The following is a 20,731-nucleotide window of genomic DNA, read 5'->3' as shown; positions in this document are numbered from 1 at the left end:
CAGGGTGGGGAACTCGGCCATCGGCCGGGACAGTTTTCAGTTCGGGCAGATCCATGGCTCGGTCACCGTGCATACCGGAGGGGCCGACAGCGCGACGCCGCCCGAGCCGTCCCTCTTACGGGTAAGGGACGCCGATCCGCTGCTGCTGGGCGTGCACCGGCCCATCCGGGTACCTGGCAGCGACAGTCCCGCCCTGCCGGCCTATGTCCCGCGCGACTTCGACACCCGGGGCGGCGACGGACTGCGCCCGCTCATCGCGGCGGCCGTCGAACACGGCGGCTTCATCCTGCTCGTGGGCGGCTCATCGGTGGGAAAGACCCGGTCGCTGTACGAGGCGATCCACGACACGGTGCCCGACTGGGGGCTGCTGCAACCGACGGACGCCGGTCAGCTGCGGCGCCTCGCCGCCCGGCGGAAGACGGTGGTGTGGCTCGACGAGCTGCAGAACCACCTGGCCGGCGACCGGGGACTGACCTCGGCGACGGTCCGCGCGCTGCTGGCTCCCGAGGTGCTGATCGTCGGCACTCTGTGGCCCCACTACTACGACGCGTGGAGCGCGCCCCACACCTCGATGCAGGAGGAGGACCGCTATCGCGCCGAGCGTGACGTCCTCAAACTCGCGGAGATCGTTCATGTGGGCACGGTCTTCACGGCGGCCGAGAGGGAGCGGGCGACCGCCCGCGCCACGACCGACGAGCGGCTGCGAGTCGCTCTCGCGTCCGAGGACTTCGGCCTGACGCAGGTCATCGCCGGGGCGCCGCAGCTCGTCCACCGATGGGAACACGCCGGACCTTACGAACGGGCGCTGATGACCGCCGCCGTGGACGCCACCCTGCTCGGAGCCCGGTCTCCGATCCCGGTGGACCTGCTGCGTTCTGCCGCGCCCGGCTACTGCGGCCCCGCTGAACGGGCAGGCGCTCCGCAGGACTGGTTCGAGGCCGCTTTGGCGTACGTCACCCGGCCTCTGCTGGGGGCGACAGCGGCTCTCGTCCCCGTCAGCGCCGGCCGGGTCATGGGCCGGCCCGATGGCTACCGGGTGGCCGACTACCTGGTCCAGCACATCCGCAGGGTCCGGGGCACGGTTCCGCCGCCCGAGGCGCTCTGGGAGGCGTGCGCCGGGCATCTGACGGACACCGCCGACGTGGCCAGGATCGGGACCGCCGCGGTCGCGCGCCTTCGCTTCACCGCAGCCGTGCCGTTGCTGCGCAAGGCGGCGGATGCGGGTTCGGTCTCGGCGATGCACGACCTGGGCGAGCTGTACCGGCGAATGGGCCAGGAAGAGGCCGCGCAGGACATGGCCGACCGGTTGTCCGGGTCCGGCGACCCGCGGGCCGGCCTCTACCGGGTGCTCCTGGCCGGCTGGGACTTCGAGGAGATCGCCGCCCTGGCGGACGCGGGCAACGAGTACGCCGTCAGCCACATCATCGAGTACGGCGATCCGCGCTGGGCCGTGCAGGTGCTGTCCGAGCACATGGACCCGGACGACACCGGAGCCTGGTGCCGGATGGCCGAGCTGCTGCACGACGCAGGCGAGGACGAACGTACGGTCGAGATCCTTGACATGGTGTTCCGCCGGGACGACGAGCCGGACAACGACCTGCTGATGTTCTACACCGAGGTTCTCAAGCTCACCGGCCGCGAGGAGCGGCTGCGCGAACTCACCGCCGAGGGGTACTTCTGGGCCGCCCACCACCTCGCCGACCTCCTGCACGGACGGGGCGAGAAGCAGGAGGCCCTGGCCGTCCTCCGGGAGCTGGCCGGACAGGGGCATGCGGACCTGGATGACCTCCTGGCCACCTTCCTGGCCGAAGGAGGCCACCTCGGCGAACTGCTGGACCGCGCGGAGGACGGTGACGGCCGCTGTGCCGTGAAGGCGGCCTGGATGCTGCACGAACGCGGCCGGACCGAGCAGGCCATGGCCGTACTGATTCCGTACGCCGACGACGGCGAGCTCTACGCGGCGTCCAGCCTCGCCAGGCTGCGGGAGCTCACCGGGAGCATCGAGGACCTGCGTGAACGCGCGGCGAAGGGCGACGAGTACGCCGCAGACGGCGTCGTCCGGCACCTGCTGGCCGAAGGCCGGTGTGAGGAAGCGGTCACCACCGCCAGAGCACACGGCCGGCTCTCGTGGCGGCATCGGGAGATCCTTGAGTGCCTGGAGGGGTGCGGAGCGGTCGATCAGGCGGTGTCGCTGCTGGAGGAGCTGGCGGATTCCGGGGACTCCTACTACACCTACGCGTTGGCGAAGCTGCTCAGGAAGTACGACCGGGAGGACGCACTGCGGGCCTGTGTCGATCGCGGCGATCGCGGAGCCGACCAGGAGCTGCGCGAGTTGCTGAAGGAGCGCGGCAGGGGTGACGAGGCCGCCGCACTCCTCAGACGCGGCCTCACCGCCGACGGCAGGACGGCCGGGCCGGGGTCCCTCTGATGGCCGCGTTACCCTTCCCACCATCGTCTTCCTGAGGAGCGTTGTGCCCGAGTTGCCCGAGGTCGAGGTCGTACGGCGTGGTCTGGAGCGGTGGGTCGCCCATCGCACCGTCGCCGACGCCGAGGTGCTGCACCCGCGTGCCGTGCGCCGCCACCCGGCCGGCGCCGACGACTTCGCGCACCGGCTCACAGGACACCGCATCGGCGTGCCCAGCCGGCGCGGCAAGTACCTGTGGCTGCCGCTGGAGGACACCGGGCAGGCGATCCTCGCGCACCTCGGGATGAGCGGCCAGCTCCTGGTCCAGCCGCACGCCGCGCCTGACGAGAAGCACCTGCGCATCCGCATCCGCTTCACCGACGTGCAGGGCACCGAGCTGCGCTTCGTCGACCAGCGCACCTTCGGCGGGCTGTCGCTGCACGACACGACCGACGACGGGCTGCCGGACGTCATCGGGCACATCGCCCGCGACCCGCTCGACCCCCTCTTCGACGACGAGGGCTTCCACCGGGCGCTGCGCCGCAAGCGGACCACGATCAAGCGGGCCCTGCTCGACCAGTCGCTGATCAGCGGGGTCGGCAACATCTACGCCGACGAGGCGCTGTGGCGCTCGCGTGTCCACTACGAGCGTCCCACGGCCGGCTTCACCCGGCCGCGCACCGACGAACTCCTTGGCCACATCCGCGAGGTGATGAACGAGGCCCTCGCCGTCGGCGGCACCAGCTTCGACAGCCTGTACGTCAACGTCAACGGCGAGTCGGGCTACTTCGACCGGTCGCTGGACGCGTACGGCCGGGAGGGCCTGCCGTGCAAGCGGTGCGGCACGCCGATGCGGCGCCGCCCGTGGATGAACCGCTCCAGCTACTTCTGCCCCAAGTGCCAGCGGGCGCCGCGCGTCACGCCGTAGCGCGGGCCCCGTCGTACCGTTCGCGGGCGGCCAGGACGTCGTCCATGCTGCCCTCGACGAAGTGGATGAGGCTCAGCAGCCGCTCGGCGACCTGGTGGCCCAGCGGCGTCAACTCGTAGTCCACGCGCGGCGGATTCGTGGGCTGGGCCTCGCGGTGCACCAGTCCGTCGCGTTCCAGCGCGTGCAGCGTCTGGGACAGCATCTTCTCGCTCACCCCGTCCACGCGGCGGCGCAGCTCGTTGAAGCGCAGTGAGCCTTCGTGCAGCGCGCCGAGCGTGAGCGCGCCCCAGCGTCCCGTGACGTGCTCCAGCGTGCCCCGTGACGGGCACGCCTTGGCGAACACGTTGTACGGCAGGTCCTGGTCGGGCGTGCGCAGGTCGGTACCGGTCATGTCTTGAGCGTACTCCAGCGCAGCGCTTTCCGTCGGGTTGCACTAACCAAAAGTTAGTGCTTTCCTTTGGTCATCGCTTCCGAGCTGACTTTTCGAGGAGTACGCATGACCACCCCCGTTGTCGCGATCGCCTACCACTCCGGTTTCGGCCACACCGCCGTCCTTGCCGAGGCCGTGCGCGCGGGCGCCGAGGACGCCGGCGCCGAGGTTCACCTGATCAAGGTCGACGAGATCACCGACGAGCAGTGGGAGCTGCTGGACCGCGCCGACGCGATCGTCTTCGGCTCGCCGACCTACATGGGCACCGCGTCCGGCGCCTTCCACGTCTTCGCCGAGGCCACCTCCAAGCGCTGGGCCACCCAGGCGTGGGCGGACAAGCTGGCGGCGGGCTTCACCAACTCCGGCTCCAAGAGCGGCGACAAGCTGCACACCCTGCAGTTCTTCCAGATCCTCGCCGCACAGCTCGGCATGCACTGGGTCAACCTGGGCCTGCTGCCCGGCTGGAACAGCAGCACCGCCGCCGAGACGGACCTCAACCGCCTCGGCTTCTTCTCCGGCGCGGCCGCCCAGACCAACGTCGACGAGGGCCCCGAGGGCGTCCACAAGGCCGACCTCGCCACGGCCGAACACCTGGGCCGCCGCGTGACGGACACGGCCCGCGTCTTCCTGCGGGGCCTGGCGGCGGCCTGACCGGCCCGGAGCCACCGGGGGAGCGCCAAGGCCAGGGCCCGGGACGCGACCGCGGCGGCGGCGGTCAGCCCCACGAGCAGGACCACACCCGCCGCACATCCGTGGCCCAGCGCCGTCGCCGCCCGGGCCCGGCGCACGCCGCGCCGGCAGCCGGCGTCGTCCTCGCGCCGCTCCCGGCTCAGGCCGCCGCCCCCTCGGCGGCCGGCTCATCGGTCCGGGGCCCGGCCCCCTTCAACCGGTCCGGGCGCTGTTCAGAACCCGAAGTCCTGCGTCCACCAAGGGCCGCCCGCGCCGAAGTGCACACCGACGCCGAGGGTCTTGAAGGACGGGTTGAGGATGTTCGCGCGGTGGCCCGGGCTGTCCATCCAGGCCGCCACCACCGCCGCCGGATCGGCCTGGCCGCGGGCTATGTTCTCGCCGCCCAGGTCCGTGATGCCGGCCTTCGCGGCACGGTCCCAGGGCGTGTGCCCGTCGGGGTCGGTGTGGTCGAAGAAGCCGCGCGCGGCCATGTCGTCGCTGAAGCCCTCGGCCAGACCCGTCAGCGCGCTGTTCGCCGCCAGCGGGGCCACGCCGGCCTTCGCCCGCTCCTCGTTGACCAACCGCAGGACCTCCGCCTCGGCCTGCGTCTGCGCGGAGACCGTGACCGGCGGCGCGCCGGTCGGCTCCGGAGCCTTCGTGGGGGTCGCCTTGCGCGAGGGGGCGGTGGTGTGCGGCGCGGCCGACGGCTTCTTCGGCGCGGTCCTCGACGGTGTGGGCGTGGCCGACGGCGACGCCGTGGACGCGGACGCCGACGGCGAGGGTGCAGCGGAGGCCGACGCGGAAGCGGAGGCGGAGGCCGACGCGGACGCCGGTGCCGACGTGGAACGGCCGGGGGCCCGGGGCGTGACCGGGCCGCTTCCGTCACCGCTGTCCGCGCTGCCGGAGGTGCCGCCCTGCTCGCTGGGCGAGTTCGTCGGCGCCTGAGCGGCCCGCACCCCGCCGTCCCCGCCCGCGCTGCCGCCGAGCCGGTAGTCGTGCAGCCCCGGCACCACGCCGGAGGCGACCGCGACCGTACCGATGGCCACCGCGCCCGCGACGCCCAGCAGACCGGTGCGCGCCGGTGTCACGGCTCGCCTGCGCCGCCGTCGCCCACCCCCGCGGGAAGAACCCGCGTCCGGGGCGAAGCCCGTCCCCGAGCCGCCCCCGGAAGAGGCGTCGTCCGTGGCGAACAGATACGCCTGGCTCTTGGCCACGGCCTCCGCGTACGCCTCGGGATTCAGATAGGGCGCGATGCCCATGGGGGCGGTGTCGCCCCCGGCCGGGGCCCCCGGGCCGCGGTGCCCCGCGTAGGAGCCCTCCGGCTGCGTGGCCCCCGTGGCGCGGCCCTTGGCGGCGCGGCCGGCGGCGGAGCGTCGGTGGCGTCCCATGTCCTGGCCTTCCTGGTCCTCTCGGCCGGCCCGCCCAGCGGATCATGGGGGTCCCCCAGCCCCCGGCAGCCGACCAACCCCACCCGATCGGGTGAGTTTCATATGAGATGCATTGGGCCGGGACAGTACCTCATGACGCCTGGGGAGGAAGTGTCCCGAGAGACATTGGCCGGTTAGGTTGCACCCATGAGCGAGGATGTACGACTGGTCGCCTGGGTGCGTGGACACGTGCAGGGCGTGGGTTTTCGCTGGTTCACGCGGGCCAAGGCGCTCGAGATCGGCGGCCTGAGTGGTTTTGCTCTCAATTTGGCCGACGGCCGCGTCCAGGTGGTCGCGGAGGGCTCCCGCCCGGGCTGCGAAGGCCTGCTCGACTGGCTCCGCGGCGGCGACACGCCCGGGCGCGTGGAGGGCGTCACCGAGATCTGGGACACACCCCGCGGCGGCTACGACGGCTTCGCCATCCGCTGACCCCCGGCCCCCGGGCCGTCCCCAGGCCCGCCGACGCGCGCCGCGCACCCCCTCGCCGAAGGGAAACCGGCAGGTCGTTGCGGAGAGGGGCTTGCGATGGCGGCCTGCGCACGCAAGGATGATCGCCACGCCCCGAGGGGCCCGCAGGAGTCGCATCGCAGGCGTTCGTCAGCCGCGTACCCCGGGTCGTCCTCCCACACGGGGCGTGATCGTGTTGACCGTCAAACTTTTTGGTGAGACGCTGAAAGCCCGCGCACCTTAGCTGTTTGGCATGGCTGAACGGCAGCACAACTCCAGGCCCGCCAAGCAGCCGCGGGTGCGAATCCCTCACGACCCACCACCGCTTCGGTCGGTCACTCAGTGTGGAGGACCATCCATCATGGCAAAGGCGCTTCTCGGTTACGTCGGCGGCTCCGACCCGCGACTCCTCGCCGAGATGCGACGGCTCCAGCAGCGCGTCCAGGACCTCGAATCCGAGCTCGTACGGATCCAGGCCGAGAAGGACGCCCTGCAGGCTGCCGCTTCTCACGACAGGATCATGGAGAGCGTTGACGCACACCAGGCGGAGCCTGCGCTCACCTGATCACTGCACGCTCCACAACAGCACAGGCAGTGGTTGGGCTGTCCGTCACAACCGCTTCAGTGTCAGAAGTGCAAGGGACGCCTCGGCGTCCCTTCTTTCTTGCCCCCGTGCATCCTTTCACTCTCTACAACGTCTGATGTGCCCTCGCCGTTCAACGGTGAAACCGCGGGTAGCACCGTGGTTCATAGAGTGAGACAACCCCGGAAGGTAGAGTCCGACGGCGTGCACCTCAAGGCCCTGACGCTCCGCGGGTTCAAGTCGTTCGCCTCGGCGACCACGCTCCGCTTCGAACCGGGCATCACCTGTGTCGTCGGCCCCAACGGCTCCGGCAAGTCCAACGTCGTGGACGCGCTCAGCTGGGTCATGGGCGAACAGGGCGCCAAGTCGCTGCGCGGCGGCAAGATGGAGGACGTCATCTTCGCCGGCACCACCGGCCGCCCGCCGCTGGGCCGCGCCGAGGTGTCGCTGACCATCGACAACTCCGACGGGGCGCTGCCCATCGAGTACGCCGAGGTCACCATCACGCGGATCATGTTCCGCAACGGCGGCAGCGAGTACCAGATCAACGGCGACACCTGCCGCCTGCTCGACATCCAGGAGCTGCTCTCCGACTCCGGCATCGGCCGCGAGATGCACGTCATCGTAGGCCAGGGCCAGCTCGACTCCGTCCTGCACGCCGACCCCATGGGCCGCCGCGCCTTCATCGAGGAGGCCGCGGGCGTCCTCAAGCACCGCAAGCGCAAGGAAAAAGCCCTGCGCAAGCTGGACGCGATGCAGGCCAACCTGGCCCGCGTGCAGGACCTCACCGACGAACTGCGCCGCCAGCTCAAACCGCTCGGCCGGCAGGCCGCCGTCGCCCGCCGTGCCGCCGTGATCCAGGCCGACCTGCGCGACGCCCGCCTGCGCCTGCTCGCCGACGACCTCGTACGCCTGCGCCAGGCGCTGCAGACCGAGATCGCCGACGAGGCCGCGCTCAAGGCCCGCAAGGAAGCGGCCGAACAGGACCTGAGGAAGGCCCAGCAGCGCGAGGCCCTGCTGGAGGACGAGGTGCGGCAGCTCACGCCCCGCCTCCAGCGCGCCCAGCAGACCTGGTACGAACTCTCCCAGCTCGCCGAACGCGTCCGCGGCACGATCTCCCTGGCCGACGCCCGCGTCAAGAGCGCCACCTCCGCCCCGCCCGAGGAGCGGCGCGGCCGCGACCCCGAGGACATGGAGCGCGAGGCAGCCCGCATCCGCGAGCAGGAGGCCGAGCTGACGGCCGCGCTCGAGGCCGCCGAACGGGCCCTGGAGGACACCGTCGCCCACCGCGCCGAGCTGGAACGCGAGCTGGCCCAGGAGGAGCGGCGCCTGAAGGACGTCGCCCGCGCCATCGCCGACCGCCGCGAGGGTCTCGCGCGACTGCGCGGCCAGGTCGGCGCCGCACGCTCACGCGCCGCGTCCGCGCAGGCCGAGATCGACCGCCTGGCCGCCGCCCGCGACGAGGCCCGGGAACGCGCCGTCGCCGCACAGGAGGAGTACGAGGCGCTCAAGGCCGAGGTCGACGGCCTCGACGCCGGCGACGAGGAACTGGCCGCACGCCACGAGACGGCCAAACGGCAGCTCGCCGAGGCGGAGGCGGCCCTCAGCACCGCCCGCGAGGCGCTCACCACGGCCGAACGCCACCGCGCCGCGACCCAGGCCCGCCACGAGGCCCTGGCGCTCGGCCTCCGCCGCAAGGACGGCTCCGGCATACTGCTCGGCGCCCGCGACCGCCTGAAGGGTGTCCTCGGCCCGGCGGCGGAACTGCTGACGGTGGAGCCCGGCCACGAGGTGGCGCTGGCCGCGGCCTTCGGAGCGGCGGCGGACGCGATCGCCGTGGAGACCCCGGCCGCGGCAGCCGAGGCGATCCGCCTGCTGCGCAAGCAGGACGGGGGCAGGGCGGCCCTGCTGCTGGCGGGCGCGCCGGAAACCCAGGCCCGCGAGGGCGTGCCGGAAAGGGGCGCGGGGAACCGCGCGAGCGACCACCACGCACCCGCAGACGGACACGTACCTGTCACCGCCCTCCCCGGCGCGCGCCCCGCCGCAGACCTCGTCAGAGGCCCCGCCGAGCTCATGTCCGCCGTCCACCGCCTCCTGCGGGGGCTCGTGGTCGTCGGCACCCTGGAGGACGCCGAGGACCTGGTCTACGCGCACCCCGCGCTCACCGCCGTCACTGCGGAGGGCGATCTGCTGGGCGCCCACTTCGCCCACGGCGGATCCGCCGGCGCCCCCAGCCTGCTGGAGGTGCAGGCGTCCGTCGACGAGGCCGCGGCCGAGCTGGCCGAGCTGGCGGTGCGGTGTGAGCGGCTGGCCGAGGAGCAGCGGGCGGCGGCGCAGCGGCGTACCGAGGCCGCCGGCGTCGTAGAGGAACTGGGTGAGCGCCGGCGGGCCGCGGACCGGGAGAAGTCGGCTGTGGCGCAGCAACTGGGGCGGCTCGCCGGGCAGGCCCGCGCGGCCGCCGGCGAGGCCGAGCGGTCCAGCGCGGCCGCGGCCCGCGCGCAGGAGGCGCTGGAGCGGGCCGTCCAGGACGCGGAGGAACTGGCGGAACGGCTGGAGGTCGCCGAGGAGACGCCCGTCGACGACGAGCCGGACACCTCGGTGCGCGACCGGCTGGCCGCCGACGGCGCCAACGCCCGCCAGACCGAGATGGAGGCCCGTCTCCAGGTCCGCACCCACGAGGAACGCGTGAAGGGCCTGGCCGGACGCGCCGACTCCCTCGACCGGGCCGCCCGCGCGGAACGCGAAGCACGCGCGCGTGCCGAGCAGCGCCGGGCCCGGCTGCGCCACGAGGCCTCCGTCGCCCAGGCCGTCGCCGCCGGCGCCCGCAGGCTGCTCGCGCACATCGAGGTCTCCCTCACCCGGGCCGAGCGGGAACGGTCCGCCGCCGAGGCCGCCAAGGCGGCCCGGGAGCAGGAGCTGACCGCCGCCCGCACCGCGGGACGCGAACTGAAGTCCGAGCTCGACAAGCTGACGGATTCAGTCCACCGCGGCGAGGTACTCGGTGCCGAGAAACGGCTGCGCATCGAGCAGCTGGAGACCAAGGCGCTGGAGGAACTGGGTGTCGAACCGGAGGGGCTGGTCACCGAGTACGGGCCCGATCAGCCCGTGCCGCCCTCGCCCCCCGCCGAGGGCGAGGAGCTGCCGGAGGACCCCGAGCATCCGCGCAACCAGCCGCGTCCCTTCGTCCGCGCCGAGCAGGAGAAACGCCTGAAGGCCGCCGAGCGCGCCTACCAGCAGCTCGGCAAGGTCAACCCGCTCGCACTGGAGGAGTTCGCCGCGCTGGAGGCCCGGCACCAGTTCCTGAGCGAGCAGCTGGAGGACCTGAAGAAGACCCGTGCCGACCTCCTCCAGGTCGTCAAGGAGGTGGACGAGCGGGTCGAGCAGGTCTTCACGGAGGCCTACCGGGACACGGCCCGCGAGTTCGAGGGTGTCTTCAGCCGCCTCTTCCCGGGCGGCGAGGGCCGCCTGGTGCTGACCGACCCCGACAACATGCTCACCACGGGCGTGGACGTCGAGGCCCGTCCGCCGGGCAAGAAGGTCAAGCGGCTGTCCCTGCTCTCGGGTGGCGAACGGTCGCTGACCGCCGTGGCCCTGCTCGTGTCGATCTTCAAGGCCCGGCCGAGCCCGTTCTACGTCATGGACGAGGTCGAGGCGGCGTTGGACGACACGAACCTCCAGCGGCTGATCCGGATCATGCAGGAGCTGCAGGAGGCCTCGCAGCTGATCGTGATCACGCACCAGAAGCGGACGATGGAGGTCGCGGACGCGCTGTACGGCGTCTCCATGCAGGGTGATGGTGTCTCGAAGGTCATCTCGCAGCGTCTGCGCTAGGGCGTATGGACCGAAGATCATCTGACTCGTCGTTCATTTATTGAACACAAGCGGGCTCGGCATATCTACAAACTCACAGCCGTTGAAGTATTGACTTCGAAACTTGAAGGCATAGTCTCTGCAACGTTGCTTTTACCTTCAGGTGTGAGCGGCGTGCCTGTATGCGCCACTGGAAGCCTGGAAGGGCAGACCCCCACCCGGCAGCGTTGCCGGTGGCCCGAGGAGTACATGTGACCAGCACAGCGCAGGCACCCCAGCCAGGAGCCCGAACGGCTCATCCCGATCATCTCGGGCATGTCATCTTCATCGCGGCGGCGGCCGCGATGGGCGGTTTCCTCTTCGGATACGACAGCTCCGTCATCAACGGCGCCGTCGAGGCCATCCGCGACCGCTACGACATCGGCTCCGCCGCGCTGGCCCAGGTCATCGCCATCGCCCTGATCGGCTGCGCCATCGGTGCCGCCACCGCCGGCCGGATAGCGGACCGCATCGGCCGTATCCGCTGCATGCAGATCTCCGCGGCGCTCTTCACGATCAGCGCCGTCGGCTCGGCCCTGCCGTTCGCCCTCTGGGACCTCGCCTTCTGGCGCATCGTCGGTGGCTTCGCCATCGGCATGGCCTCCGTCATCGGCCCGGCCTACATCGCCGAGGTCGCCCCGCCCGCCTACCGCGGCCGTCTCGGCTCCTTCCAGCAGGCCGCGATCGTCATCGGCATCGCCGTCTCCCAGCTGGTCAACTGGGGCCTGCTCAACGCCGCCGGCGGCGACCAGCGCGGCAAGCTCATGGGCCTGGAGGCCTGGCAGGTCATGCTGGGCGTCATGGTCGTCCCGGCCGTCCTGTACGGCATGCTCTCCTTCGCCATCCCCGAGTCGCCGCGCTTCCTGATCTCCGTCGGCAAGCGCGACCGCGCCAAGGAGATCCTCGCCGAGGTCGAGGGCAAGGGCGTCGACCTGAACGCCCGCGTCAACGAGATCGAGCTGGCGATGAAGAGCGAGCACAAGTCGTCCTTCAAGGACCTGCTCGGTGGCGGCTTCTTCTTCAAGCCGATCGTCTGGGTCGGCATCGGCCTGTCGGTGTTCCAGCAGTTCGTCGGCATCAACGTGGCCTTCTACTACTCGTCCACCCTGTGGCAGTCGGTGGGCGTCGACCCGACGGACTCGTTCTTCTACTCGTTCACCACGTCGATCATCAACATCATCGGCACCGTGATCGCGATGATCTTCGTCGACCGGGTCGGCCGCAAGCCGCTCGCGCTCATCGGCTCGGTCGGCATGGTCGTCGGCCTCGCGCTGGAGGCCTGGGCCTTCAGTTACCACCTGGTCGACGGCAAGCTGCCGACCACCCAGGGCTGGGTCGCCCTGATCGCCGCGCACATCTTCGTGCTCTTCTTCGCCCTGTCCTGGGGTGTCGTGGTGTGGGTCTTCCTCGGCGAGATGTTCCCGAACAAGCTCCGCGCCGCCGCTCTGGGCGTGGCCGCCGCCGCGCAGTGGATCGCCAACTGGGCCATCACCGCGAGCTTCCCGTCGCTGGCCGACTGGAACCTCTCCGGCACGTATGTGATCTACACGGTCTTCGCCGCGCTCTCCATCCCGTTCGTCATGAAGTTCGTCAAGGAGACGAAGGGCAAGGCGCTGGAGGAGATGGGCTGACGCCCTCCGAACTCGAGGAGAAGGGCCAAGTCCCCGCTGCCCCTCTCCTCGTACTCGTCCGCCGCCTCTGCCCTCCGGGCGGGGGCGGCGGTGTTTCTTTGGGCTTCGTTTCGTGCGCGGGTGAGTTGCGGGGCCCGAGGGGGTTCGTCTTCGTCTGCGGGCCGGTGGGGGTTGCTCGCGCCGTTCCCCGCGCCCCTTTTGTGCCTGCGGCGGCCCGTTTCCGTCCGGTGGTCGGTTGCGGTTTCGCCTGCGGCCGGTTGTTACGGCGGGGCCGGGGTGGGGGGTGTCCGTCCTCGGTCCGGCCGCCCGTTCCCGACGAGGGGCGCCGTTGCCCGGTGCCGGACGCTGCGGGCGGACACCCCCCACCCCGGCCCCTTCCCGCCGTACGCGACTGCGGGCCGTCGTGGCGGAAGGCCGGTGCCTCCGCGGCGTGAGAAAGGCCCCCTCCGCGGGCTTCGCCGGAGGGGGCCAGGGGGAGCGGACCGTCAGACGGTTACGCTCTCGCGCTGCTCGGCCGTCCGCGCCGTCGGGTGGACGACCGGCGGCTTGGGGAGCGCCAGGTACAGCAGGCCGGAGATCACGATGGTGGCGACCCAGCCGAGGCCGTACTCACCGATGACGTTGTTCTTCGCGAGCGGGCCGGTGAACCAGTCCGACGTGGTGAACAGCAGTCCGCCGACGAGACCCACCGCCCAGGAGGCGACCGCGGCGGGGGAGAAGCCGCCCCGGTACCAGTACGCGCTGGTGCGCGTGGTGTCGGCCATGGCCTCACCGTCGTAGTCCGTGCGCCGCAGCATGTCCGCGCCGAAGACGCCGACCCAGGCGGAGAAGGCGACGGCGAGCAGGGACAGGAAGGCGATGAAGGAGCCCATGAAGCTGGTCGCCACCAGCATCAGCACACCGCCGAAGATCAGCGAGATCACGGCGTTGACGGACACCGCCCAGTGGCGCGGCACCTTGAAGCCGAGGGTCTGCGCGGTGAAGCCGGCTGAGTACATCGACATCGAGTTGATCAGCAGCATGCCGATCAGCGCGATCAGCAGGTAGGGCACGGCGATCCAGGTGGGCAGGATCTCACCCAGGAAGGACACCGGGTCGGACGCGGAGGCGAGGTCCGGCGTGGAGACCGCCATCACGGCGCCCATCAGCACCATCGGCAGGACGACGATGCCGGCGCCGCCGACCGACGTACCGACGATCGCCTTCGAGGACGCCGTACGCGGCAGGTAGCGGGTGAAGTCGGGGGCGGACGGGATCCAGCTCACGCCACCGGCCGCGATCATGCCGATCCCGGTGATCACCGCGGCCGTGGAGCCGGCGCCGTGGTCCATCACCTTCGACCAGTCGGTGTTGACCGCCAGATAGACGAGGACGAGCACCGAGAAGGCGCCGAACAGGTACGTCGCGTACTTGTTGCACTTCTGGACGGCGTTGATGCCGAGCCCGGAGATGGCGAAGGTGGCGACGACGAACAGCAGCAGCATGACCATGTCGAGCACGCTGTTCGCGCCGACGCCGAGGACGATGTCCAGGATGGTGAGCATGGCGTAGGCGCCGGTCACCGCGTTGATCGTCTCCCAGCCCCAGCGGGCCACCCAGATCAGCGAACCGGGCAGCAGGTTGCCGCGCTGGCCGAACACCGCGCGCGACAGCGCCATCCCGGGCGCCCCGCCGCGCTTGCCGGCGATGCCGATGAGCCCGACCAGGCCGTACGAGACGACAGGTGCGACGCCCGCCACGACGAGCGCCTGCCAGATGTTCAGGTGGTACGCCACGACGAGGCTCGCGCCCATCGTGAGCAGCAGCACGCTGATGTTGGCGCCCACCCAGGTGGGGAACAGCTCGCGGGGCTTGGCGGTGCGCTCATTGTCGGGCACCTGTTCGATGCCGCGGGTTTCGAGAGCGCCTTCGGTCTCGGCGGTCTTACTCATGGAAGGAGGGAGCCTCAAGGTGGGGGACAGGGGGTCGTCGGGACTCTACGCGCGTTGATGTAGGGACCACCATCGTACTTTGGCCCGACTCCTGCCTCTCGATGGCGTTTGTCTCTCGGAGGAAGCCACAAGACGGCCCTGGCGGAGCCCCATGGCTGATACTGGACGGGTTATGGAAACCGTCATCCTTGCTGTAGTCATCGCCGTGGTCGCGATCGTCGCGCTCGGCGGGCTCGTGGTCGGCAGCCGACGGAAGAAGTCGCTGCCCCCGCCGCCCCCCGCCGCGCCCGACATCACCGCTCCTCCGGCCGAGCCGCATGTCGGCGACGAGGCCGAGACGCCGCGGGAGGAACCGCGGCGCACCATCGAGGAGGTGGATCTTCCAGGCGGCCAGGCACCCGTCGCCGTAGAGGAGCCGCCGGCCGAAGTCGTCGAGGCCCCGGAGATCGAGATCCCGGAGCCCACCGCGGGCCGCCTGGTGCGCCTGCGCGCCCGTCTGTCCCGCTCCCAGAACGCCCTGGGCAAGGGCCTGCTCACCCTTCTGTCCCGGGAGCACCTCGATGAGGACACCTGGGAGGAGATCGAGGACACGCTGCTCACCGCCGATGTCGGCGTGCAGCCCACGCAGGAACTGGTCGACCGGCTGCGCGAGCGGGTGAAGGTGCTCGGCACCCGCACCCCCGAGGAGCTGCGCGGCCTGCTGCGCGAGGAGCTGCTCACGCTGGTCGGCCCGGACATGGACCGTGAGGTCAAGACCGAGCCGGCCACCAGCAAGCCGGGCATCGTGATGGTCGTCGGCGTCAACGGCACCGGCAAGACCACCACCACCGGCAAGCTGGCCCGCGTCCTCGTCGCCGACGGCCGCTCGGTCGTCCTGGGTGCCGCCGACACCTTCCGCGCGGCCGCCGCCGACCAGCTCCAGACCTGGGGCGAGCGGGTCGGCGCCTACACCGTGCGCGGACCGGAGGGCGGCGACCCCGCCTCCGTCGCGTTCGACGCGGTGAAGGAGGGCAAGGAGATGGGGTCGGACGTCGTCCTCATCGACACCGCCGGGCGCCTGCACACCAAGACCGGCCTCATGGACGAGCTGGGCAAGGTCAAGCGGGTCGTGGAGAAGCATGCCCCGCTGGACGAGGTGCTGCTGGTCCTCGACGCCACGACCGGGCAGAACGGCCTCGTCCAGGCCCGCGTGTTCGCGGAGGTCGTCGACATCACCGGCATCGTCCTGACCAAGCTCGACGGCACGGCCAAGGGCGGCATCGTGATCGCGGTCCAGCGGGAGCTGGGCGTACCGGTCAAGCTGATCGGCCTCGGCGAGGGCGCGGACGACCTGGCCCCGTTCGAGCCGGGCGCCTTCGTGGACGCCCTCATCGGCGACTAGCGACTCCGTCGGCCCCAGCGCGTCCCACCCCCGGCACGGGTTCCCGTCCGGGGGTGGATGCGTTTCGCGCCGCCCGCGGCCACGGCGACCTGGCCGCCCCCGCGCGGCTCAGCGCGGGCGCGTCATGGCCGGTCGCGCAGTTCCCCGCACCCCTGAAGACGCGACGGCCCCGCCGCCTGCTTGGACCGTTGGGGCGACGGCCCGCAGGCGCGTACGGCGGGAAGGGGACGGGGTGGGGGGTGTCCGCCCGCAGCGTCCGGCACCAAACAACGGCGCCCCTCGTCGGACGCGGGCGGCCGGACCGAGGACGGACACCCCCCACCCCGGCCCCGACCCACAACGAACCGCTGGCGAGGCAGCAACCGACCACGCACCGCAAGGGGCCGCCGCAGGCACAAAAGGGGCGCGGGGAACGGCGCGAGCAACCACTCACCCACCCGTGGACGCAAACGAACCACTACCCCCGCGACCGATGCGCCACATACGCCAGCGTCCCCAGAACCAGCCGCGCCGCCGGCGGCCGAGTCGCCGAGTCCAGCGCCGGCGGACGCAGCCACCGCACCGGCCCCCGCCCTCCGCGATCCGACGGCGGAGCCGTGACGTACGTACCGGGACCGAGCCCCCGCAGATCCAGGGAGGGATCGTCCCAGCCCATCCGGTAGAGCAGCCGCGGCAGCTCCGCCGCGGCCCCCGGCGCGACGAAGAACTGCGCCCGCCCCTGCGGCGTCGCGGTCACCGGCCCCAGCGGCACCCCCATCCGCTCCAGCCGTACCAGCGCCCGCCGGCCCGCCGCCTCCGCCACCTCGAGCACGTCGAACGCGCGCCCCACCGGCAGCATCACCGCCGCGCCCGGCACCTCGGCCCACGCCGCGGTCACCTCGCCCAGCGTCGCCCCCGCCCGCACCTCATCCGCGAACGACAGCGGATGCGCGCCCGGCGCCGGACAGTCGCCGCGGCCGCACGAGCACACGCCCGCCGCCGCCCGTGCGCCCGGCACCACGTCCCAGCCCCACAGGCCGGTGAACTCGGCCACCGTGGTGCACTCCGACGAGCGGCCGCGGCGCCGCGAGACGGACCGGATGTCACGGATGCCCCGACTGCTGCCGATCGTGAAGCCCATGCCCCCTCCAACGGGTCCGACGCACCGGTGGTTACGAAGCGGTGGTCACCAAGAACACTCAACCCGCTACGGAGCGTGTCCCCGGCCTTGCCGCCGACGGCGTCCGGAAGTGCCCGCGGTGGTGCATCCGGCGGCACGCGCCCCCGAGTGCGTCCGTGCGCTCACTCCCGGCTGTCCTATGTCAAGTGAATCGCGGGAAGGTCGCCGTGAGTTCATTCGAAGGGGTGGCGAATGGTGGCGTTTACGGTTTCACCATGGCCGGACGGGTGATCGTAGGATTACTTTGAGTGCACGGTACCGGCGGGCACATGCACTCGTGGGTATGCCGGAGGCAACTCGACTTTCCGTTCGAAGGGTGAGAACCGCCGGACGGAAGGCCCGAGAACCGGCATTCTGATAGGGCTTGCCGCACAGGCGCGGCAAGAGGTCTTGAGGGATGGGGGCGTTCCAGTGGGCGGCAACGGCGGTAGCGGGACGAACGCTGAGAAGCGCCCCAACGAGCTGCTCGGTTCCTGGTTCGTGCGCAGCGGCTGGTCGAAGGGCGAGCTGGCCCGCCAGGTCAACCGCCGCGCCCGTCAGCTCGGCGCCAACCACATCTCCACCGACACCTCCCGGGTCCGCCGCTGGCTGGACGGTGAGAACCCCCGCGAGCCCATTCCCAGGATCCTGTCCGAGCTGTTCTCCGAGCGCTTCGGCTGCGTCGTCTCCATCGAGGACCTCGGCCTGCGCACCGTGCGCCCCTCGCCGTCCGCCACCGGCGTCGACCTGCCCTGGACGGGCCCGCAGACCGTCGCCCTGCTCGGCGAGTTCTCCCGCAGCGACCTGATGCTGGCCCGGCGCGGCTTCCTCGGCAGCTCGCTGGGTCTGGCCGCGGGCCCCGCCCTGATCGAGCCGATGCAGCGCTGGCTGGTGCCCACGCCGGCGCTGCCCGGCCAGCGCCAGGAGGCCGACCCGCAGCCGGTCCCCACCAGCCGCGCCCGCGGCCGGCTCTCCAAGCCGGAGCTGGACCTGCTGGAGACCACCACCGTGATGTTCCGGCAGTGGGACGCCCAGTGCGGCGGCGGCCTGCGCCGCAAGGCGGTCGTCGGTCAGCTGCACGAGGTCACCGACCTGCTCCAGGAACCCCAGCCCGAGGCCACCACCCGGCGCCTGTTCAAGGTCGCCGCCGAACTGGCCGAGCTGGCCGGCTGGATGTCGTACGACGTGGGGCTGCAGCCGACCGCGCAGAAGTACTTCGTCCTCGCGCTGCACGCCGCCAAGGAGGCCGGCGACAAGCCCCTCGGCTCCTACATCCTCTCCAGCATGAGCCGCCAGATGATCCACCTCGGCCGGCCCGAGGACGCCCTGGAGCTCATCCACCTCGCCCAGTACGGCAGCCGTGACTGCGCGAGCCCCCGCACCCAGGCCATGCTGTATGCGATGGAGGCCCGCGCCTACGCCAACATGGGCCAGCCCGGCAAGTGCAAGCGGGCCGTCCGCATGGCCGAGGACACCTTCGCCGACGCCGACGACTGGGACGAGCCGGACCCCGACTGGATCCGCTTCTTCTCCGAGGCCGAGCTGTACGGCGAGAACAGCCACTCCTTCCGCGACCTCGCCTACGTCGCCGGCCGCAGCCCCGCCTACGCCTCCCTCGCCGAGCCGCTGATGCAGCGGGCCGTGGAGCTGTTCGCGCAGGACGGCGAGCACCAGCGGTCGTATGCGCTGAACCTCATCGGCATGGCCACCGTCCACCTGCTGCGCCGCGAGCCCGAGCAGAGCACGGTCTACGCCGGGCAGGCCATGGGGATCGCCCGCAAGGTGCGCTCCGAGCGGGTCAACACCCGCATCCGCAAGACCGTCGACACCGCCGCCCGCGACTTCGGCGACCTCGCCGAGATCGTCGACCTGACCGACAAACTCGCCGCCGAGCTGCCGGAGGCCGCCGAGGCGGTCTGACACCATCCGTTCCCCCTCCTGAACCCCGGCCGCGGCCGGCCCTCCCGAACTGCCCGACTCGGCTCCCCCGCCAGGTCATCGGAAGGCCGCCCGCGGCCGGTCCCGTTCCCCCCGGCAATTCATCGGGGCGTAACACGCGTGGCGCCTTCGTCACCCCGGCGAAACAACACGGGGCGCCCACCGAAACCGCGCTGCGTCAATCTCGTCGCCATAACCGGCCCACCGCTCATTCCGCTGAGGCATTCCGCTCAGGCTTCGCCCGCACGGGGCCGTACAACGACGAGGAGACGCCGATGGCACCAGCAGCCATCATGCTTGCGGCGGACGCGCCCAAACTGTCGTCCGCCAACACCGGCTTCATGCTCATCTGTTCCGCCCTGGTGATGCTCATGACCCCGGGCCTGGCCTTCTTCTACGGGGGCATGGTCCGCGTCAAGAGCACCCTGAACATGCTGATGATGAGCTTCATCAGCCTCGGGATCGTCACCGTCCTGTGGGTGCTCTACGGCTTCTCCCTCGCCTTCGGCACGGACTCCGGCAGCCTCATCGGATGGAACTCCGACTGGCTCGGCCTCAGCAACATCGGGCTGACCGAGCTGTGGGACGGCTACTCCATCCCCGTCTTCGTGTTCTGCATGTTCCAGCTGATGTTCGCGATCATCACGCCCGCCCTGATCAGCGGCGCGCTCGCCGACCGTGTGAAGTTCAGCGCCTGGGCGCTGTTCATCACGCTGTGGGTGACGGTCGTGTACTTCCCCGTGGCGCACTGGGTCTGGGGCGCGGGCGGCTGGGCCTACGAACTGGGCGTGATCGACTTCGCCGGCGGGACGGCCGTGCACATCAACGCCGGTGCCGCGGCGCTCGGCGTGATCCTCGTCATCGGCAAGCGCGTCGGCTTCAAGAAGGACCCGATGCGCCCGCACAGCCTGCCGCTGGTCATGCTCGGCGCGGGCCTGCTGTGGTTCGGCTGGTTCGGCTTCAACGCCGGCTCCTGGCTCGGCAACGACGACGGCGTGGGCGCGCTGATGTTCGTGAACACGCAGGTCGCGACCGGTGCCGCCATGCTGGCCTGGCTGATCTACGAGAAGATCCGGCACGGCGCGTTCACCACGCTGGGCGCCGCCTCCGGCGCGGTCGCGGGCCTGGTCGCCATCACCCCCTCCGGCGGCGCGGTCTCCCCGCTCGGCGCGATCGCCGTCGGCGCCATCGCCGGTGTGCTGTGCGCGATGGCCGTCGGCCTGAAGTACCGCTTCAACTACGACGACTCCCTCGACGTCGTCGGCGTCCACCTGGTCGGCGGCATCGCCGGCTCCCTGCTCATCGGGTTCTTCGCCACCGGCAAGGGCCAGTCCGCGGCGACCGGCGTCTTCTACGGCGACCACTCCTTCACCCAGCTGTGGAAGCAGTGCGCCGGCGTCGGCGCGGTCCTCGCCTACTCCCTCGTCGTCTCCGCGATCCTCGCCTTCGTCCTCGACAAGACGATCGGCATGCGGGTCACCGAGGACGAGGAGGTCCGCGGCATCGACCAGAGCGAGCACGCGGAGACCGCGTACGACTTCAGCGGCGCCGGTGGCGGAGCCGCCCGCACCAGCGCCGTACCGGCGGCCGTGACCGAGGCCGTGACCCGAAAGGTGGACGCATGAAGCTCATCACCGCCGTCGTCAAGCCGCACCGGCTCGACGAGATCAAGGAGGCCCTGCAGGCCTTCGGGGTCCACGGACTGACGGTCACCGAGGCCAGCGGCTACGGTCGGCAGCGGGGCCACACCGAGGTCTACCGCGGCGCCGAGTACACCGTCGACCTGGTTCCCAAGATCCGCATCGAGGTGCTGGCCGAGGACGACGACGCCGAGCAGCTGATCGAGGTCGTCGTGAAGGCGGCCCGCACCGGCAAGATCGGTGACGGCAAGGTCTGGTCGATCCCGGTCGACACCGCCGTCCGGGTCCGCACCGGCGAGCGCGGCCCGGACGCGCTCTGACCCGCACCGACCGCT

Annotated in this window: 15 protein-coding genes; 11 read left to right on the top strand and 4 right to left on the bottom strand. The window is 71.4% G+C overall.

Annotation, left to right across the window (positions count from 1 at the left end; all coding sequences use genetic code 11):
- The first annotated feature begins 67 nt into the window (after positions 1-67).
- Together AB0E88_RS11450 and mutM are read left to right on the top strand one after the other, a co-directional pair.
- Positions 68-2,428, top strand: a complete 2,361-nt coding sequence (locus tag AB0E88_RS11450) for a hypothetical protein (protein ID WP_361627658.1) — start codon at positions 68-70, stop codon at positions 2,426-2,428.
- A 43-nt stretch (positions 2,429-2,471) separates the two neighbouring features.
- Complete coding sequence (mutM, locus tag AB0E88_RS11445; protein ID WP_361627655.1) at positions 2,472-3,332, top strand: bifunctional DNA-formamidopyrimidine glycosylase/DNA-(apurinic or apyrimidinic site) lyase; 861 nt, start codon at positions 2,472-2,474, stop codon at positions 3,330-3,332.
- On the opposite strand, the gene AB0E88_RS11440 is transcribed toward mutM, so the two are convergent.
- Positions 3,322-3,723: a helix-turn-helix domain-containing protein gene (locus AB0E88_RS11440; RefSeq protein WP_361627652.1), complete on the bottom strand. Its 402-nt coding sequence runs from the start codon at positions 3,721-3,723 to the stop codon at positions 3,322-3,324. The genes mutM and AB0E88_RS11440 overlap by 11 nt on opposite strands.
- A 105-nt stretch (positions 3,724-3,828) precedes the next feature.
- Between AB0E88_RS11440 and AB0E88_RS11435 the strand changes: the two genes are divergently transcribed.
- Positions 3,829-4,413 carry a flavodoxin family protein gene (locus AB0E88_RS11435; protein ID WP_361627649.1) on the top strand — a complete coding sequence of 195 codons (585 nt, stop codon included), beginning with the start codon at positions 3,829-3,831 and terminating at the stop codon, positions 4,411-4,413.
- A gap of 251 nt (positions 4,414-4,664) precedes the next feature.
- Here the strand turns inward: AB0E88_RS11435 and AB0E88_RS11430 are convergent, their stop codons facing one another.
- Positions 4,665-5,819 carry a CAP domain-containing protein gene (locus tag AB0E88_RS11430; RefSeq protein ID WP_361627646.1) on the bottom strand — a complete coding sequence of 385 codons (1,155 nt, stop codon included), beginning with the start codon at positions 5,817-5,819 and terminating at the stop codon, positions 4,665-4,667.
- A gap of 186 nt (positions 5,820-6,005) precedes the next feature.
- On the opposite strand from AB0E88_RS11430, the gene AB0E88_RS11425 reads away from it, so the two are divergent.
- The 4 genes from AB0E88_RS11425 to AB0E88_RS11410 all read left to right on the top strand — a co-directional run bounded on the left by AB0E88_RS11425 (position 6,006) and on the right by AB0E88_RS11410 (position 12,368).
- Positions 6,006-6,287, top strand: a complete 282-nt coding sequence (locus AB0E88_RS11425) for an acylphosphatase (RefSeq protein WP_361627643.1) — start codon at positions 6,006-6,008, stop codon at positions 6,285-6,287.
- 379 nt (positions 6,288-6,666) lie between these two features.
- Complete coding sequence (locus tag AB0E88_RS11420; protein WP_361627640.1) at positions 6,667-6,870, top strand: hypothetical protein; 204 nt, start codon at positions 6,667-6,669, stop codon at positions 6,868-6,870.
- Positions 6,871-7,092: 222 nt separating this feature from the next.
- Positions 7,093-10,719, top strand: a complete 3,627-nt coding sequence (smc, locus tag AB0E88_RS11415; protein WP_361627637.1) for a chromosome segregation protein SMC — start codon at positions 7,093-7,095, stop codon at positions 10,717-10,719.
- Between the two features lie 230 nt (positions 10,720-10,949).
- Positions 10,950-12,368: a sugar porter family MFS transporter gene (locus AB0E88_RS11410; protein WP_361627634.1), complete on the top strand. Its 1,419-nt coding sequence runs from the start codon at positions 10,950-10,952 to the stop codon at positions 12,366-12,368.
- A 485-nt stretch (positions 12,369-12,853) separates the two neighbouring features.
- Here the strand turns inward: AB0E88_RS11410 and AB0E88_RS11405 are convergent, their stop codons facing one another.
- Positions 12,854-14,299, bottom strand: coding sequence for a cytosine permease (locus tag AB0E88_RS11405; protein ID WP_361627631.1), 1,446 nt, complete (start codon positions 14,297-14,299; stop codon positions 12,854-12,856).
- Between the two features lie 172 nt (positions 14,300-14,471).
- Between AB0E88_RS11405 and ftsY the strand changes: the two genes are divergently transcribed.
- Positions 14,472-15,680 carry a signal recognition particle-docking protein FtsY gene (gene ftsY / locus AB0E88_RS11400; RefSeq protein WP_361627628.1) on the top strand — a complete coding sequence of 403 codons (1,209 nt, stop codon included), beginning with the start codon at positions 14,472-14,474 and terminating at the stop codon, positions 15,678-15,680.
- A gap of 457 nt (positions 15,681-16,137) precedes the next feature.
- Here the strand turns inward: ftsY and AB0E88_RS11395 are convergent, their stop codons facing one another.
- The gene (locus AB0E88_RS11395; RefSeq protein WP_361627625.1) at positions 16,138-16,800 is read right to left on the bottom strand and encodes a bifunctional DNA primase/polymerase; all 663 of its coding nucleotides are present in this window, start codon (positions 16,798-16,800) and stop codon (positions 16,138-16,140) included.
- Positions 16,801-17,250: 450 nt separating this feature from the next.
- Between AB0E88_RS11395 and AB0E88_RS11390 the strand changes: the two genes are divergently transcribed.
- From AB0E88_RS11390 to AB0E88_RS11380, 3 genes are all read left to right on the top strand, one after another.
- Positions 17,251-18,738, top strand: coding sequence for a hypothetical protein (locus AB0E88_RS11390; RefSeq protein WP_361627622.1), 1,488 nt, complete (start codon positions 17,251-17,253; stop codon positions 18,736-18,738).
- 293 nt (positions 18,739-19,031) lie between these two features.
- Positions 19,032-20,381 (top strand): ammonium transporter, encoded by a 1,350-nt coding sequence (locus tag AB0E88_RS11385; protein ID WP_361627619.1) that lies wholly within the window; start codon positions 19,032-19,034, stop codon positions 20,379-20,381.
- Positions 20,378-20,716, top strand: a complete 339-nt coding sequence (locus AB0E88_RS11380; RefSeq protein ID WP_028802442.1) for a P-II family nitrogen regulator — start codon at positions 20,378-20,380, stop codon at positions 20,714-20,716. The genes AB0E88_RS11385 and AB0E88_RS11380 overlap by 4 nt, the downstream gene beginning before the upstream one ends.
- The last annotated feature ends 15 nt before the right edge of the window (positions 20,717-20,731 follow it).

Origin of the sequence: Streptomyces sp. NPDC028635 (genome assembly GCF_040637635.1) — a bacterium.
Taxonomy (GTDB): Bacteria; Actinomycetota; Actinomycetes; order Streptomycetales; family Streptomycetaceae; genus Streptomyces.
Note: the sequence above shows the minus strand (reverse complement) of the source record. Positions and strands in the feature narration are given on the sequence as shown.

Coding starts and splice junctions, on each gene's coding strand:
- AB0E88_RS11430 (WP_361627646.1), bottom strand. CDS start 5,819: ATGGGACGCCACCGACGCTCCGCCGCCGGCCGCGCCGCCAAGGGCCGC.
- AB0E88_RS11435 (WP_361627649.1), top strand. CDS start 3,829: ATGACCACCCCCGTTGTCGCGATCGCCTACCACTCCGGTTTCGGCCAC.
- AB0E88_RS11440 (WP_361627652.1), bottom strand. CDS start 3,723: ATGACCGGTACCGACCTGCGCACGCCCGACCAGGACCTGCCGTACAAC.
- AB0E88_RS11395 (WP_361627625.1), bottom strand. CDS start 16,800: ATGGGCTTCACGATCGGCAGCAGTCGGGGCATCCGTGACATCCGGTCC.
- AB0E88_RS11420 (WP_361627640.1), top strand. CDS start 6,667: ATGGCAAAGGCGCTTCTCGGTTACGTCGGCGGCTCCGACCCGCGACTC.
- AB0E88_RS11425 (WP_361627643.1), top strand. CDS start 6,006: ATGAGCGAGGATGTACGACTGGTCGCCTGGGTGCGTGGACACGTGCAG.
- AB0E88_RS11380 (WP_028802442.1), top strand. CDS start 20,378: ATGAAGCTCATCACCGCCGTCGTCAAGCCGCACCGGCTCGACGAGATC.
- ftsY (WP_361627628.1), top strand. CDS start 14,472: ATGGAAACCGTCATCCTTGCTGTAGTCATCGCCGTGGTCGCGATCGTC.
- AB0E88_RS11405 (WP_361627631.1), bottom strand. CDS start 14,299: ATGAGTAAGACCGCCGAGACCGAAGGCGCTCTCGAAACCCGCGGCATC.
- AB0E88_RS11385 (WP_361627619.1), top strand. CDS start 19,032: ATGGCACCAGCAGCCATCATGCTTGCGGCGGACGCGCCCAAACTGTCG.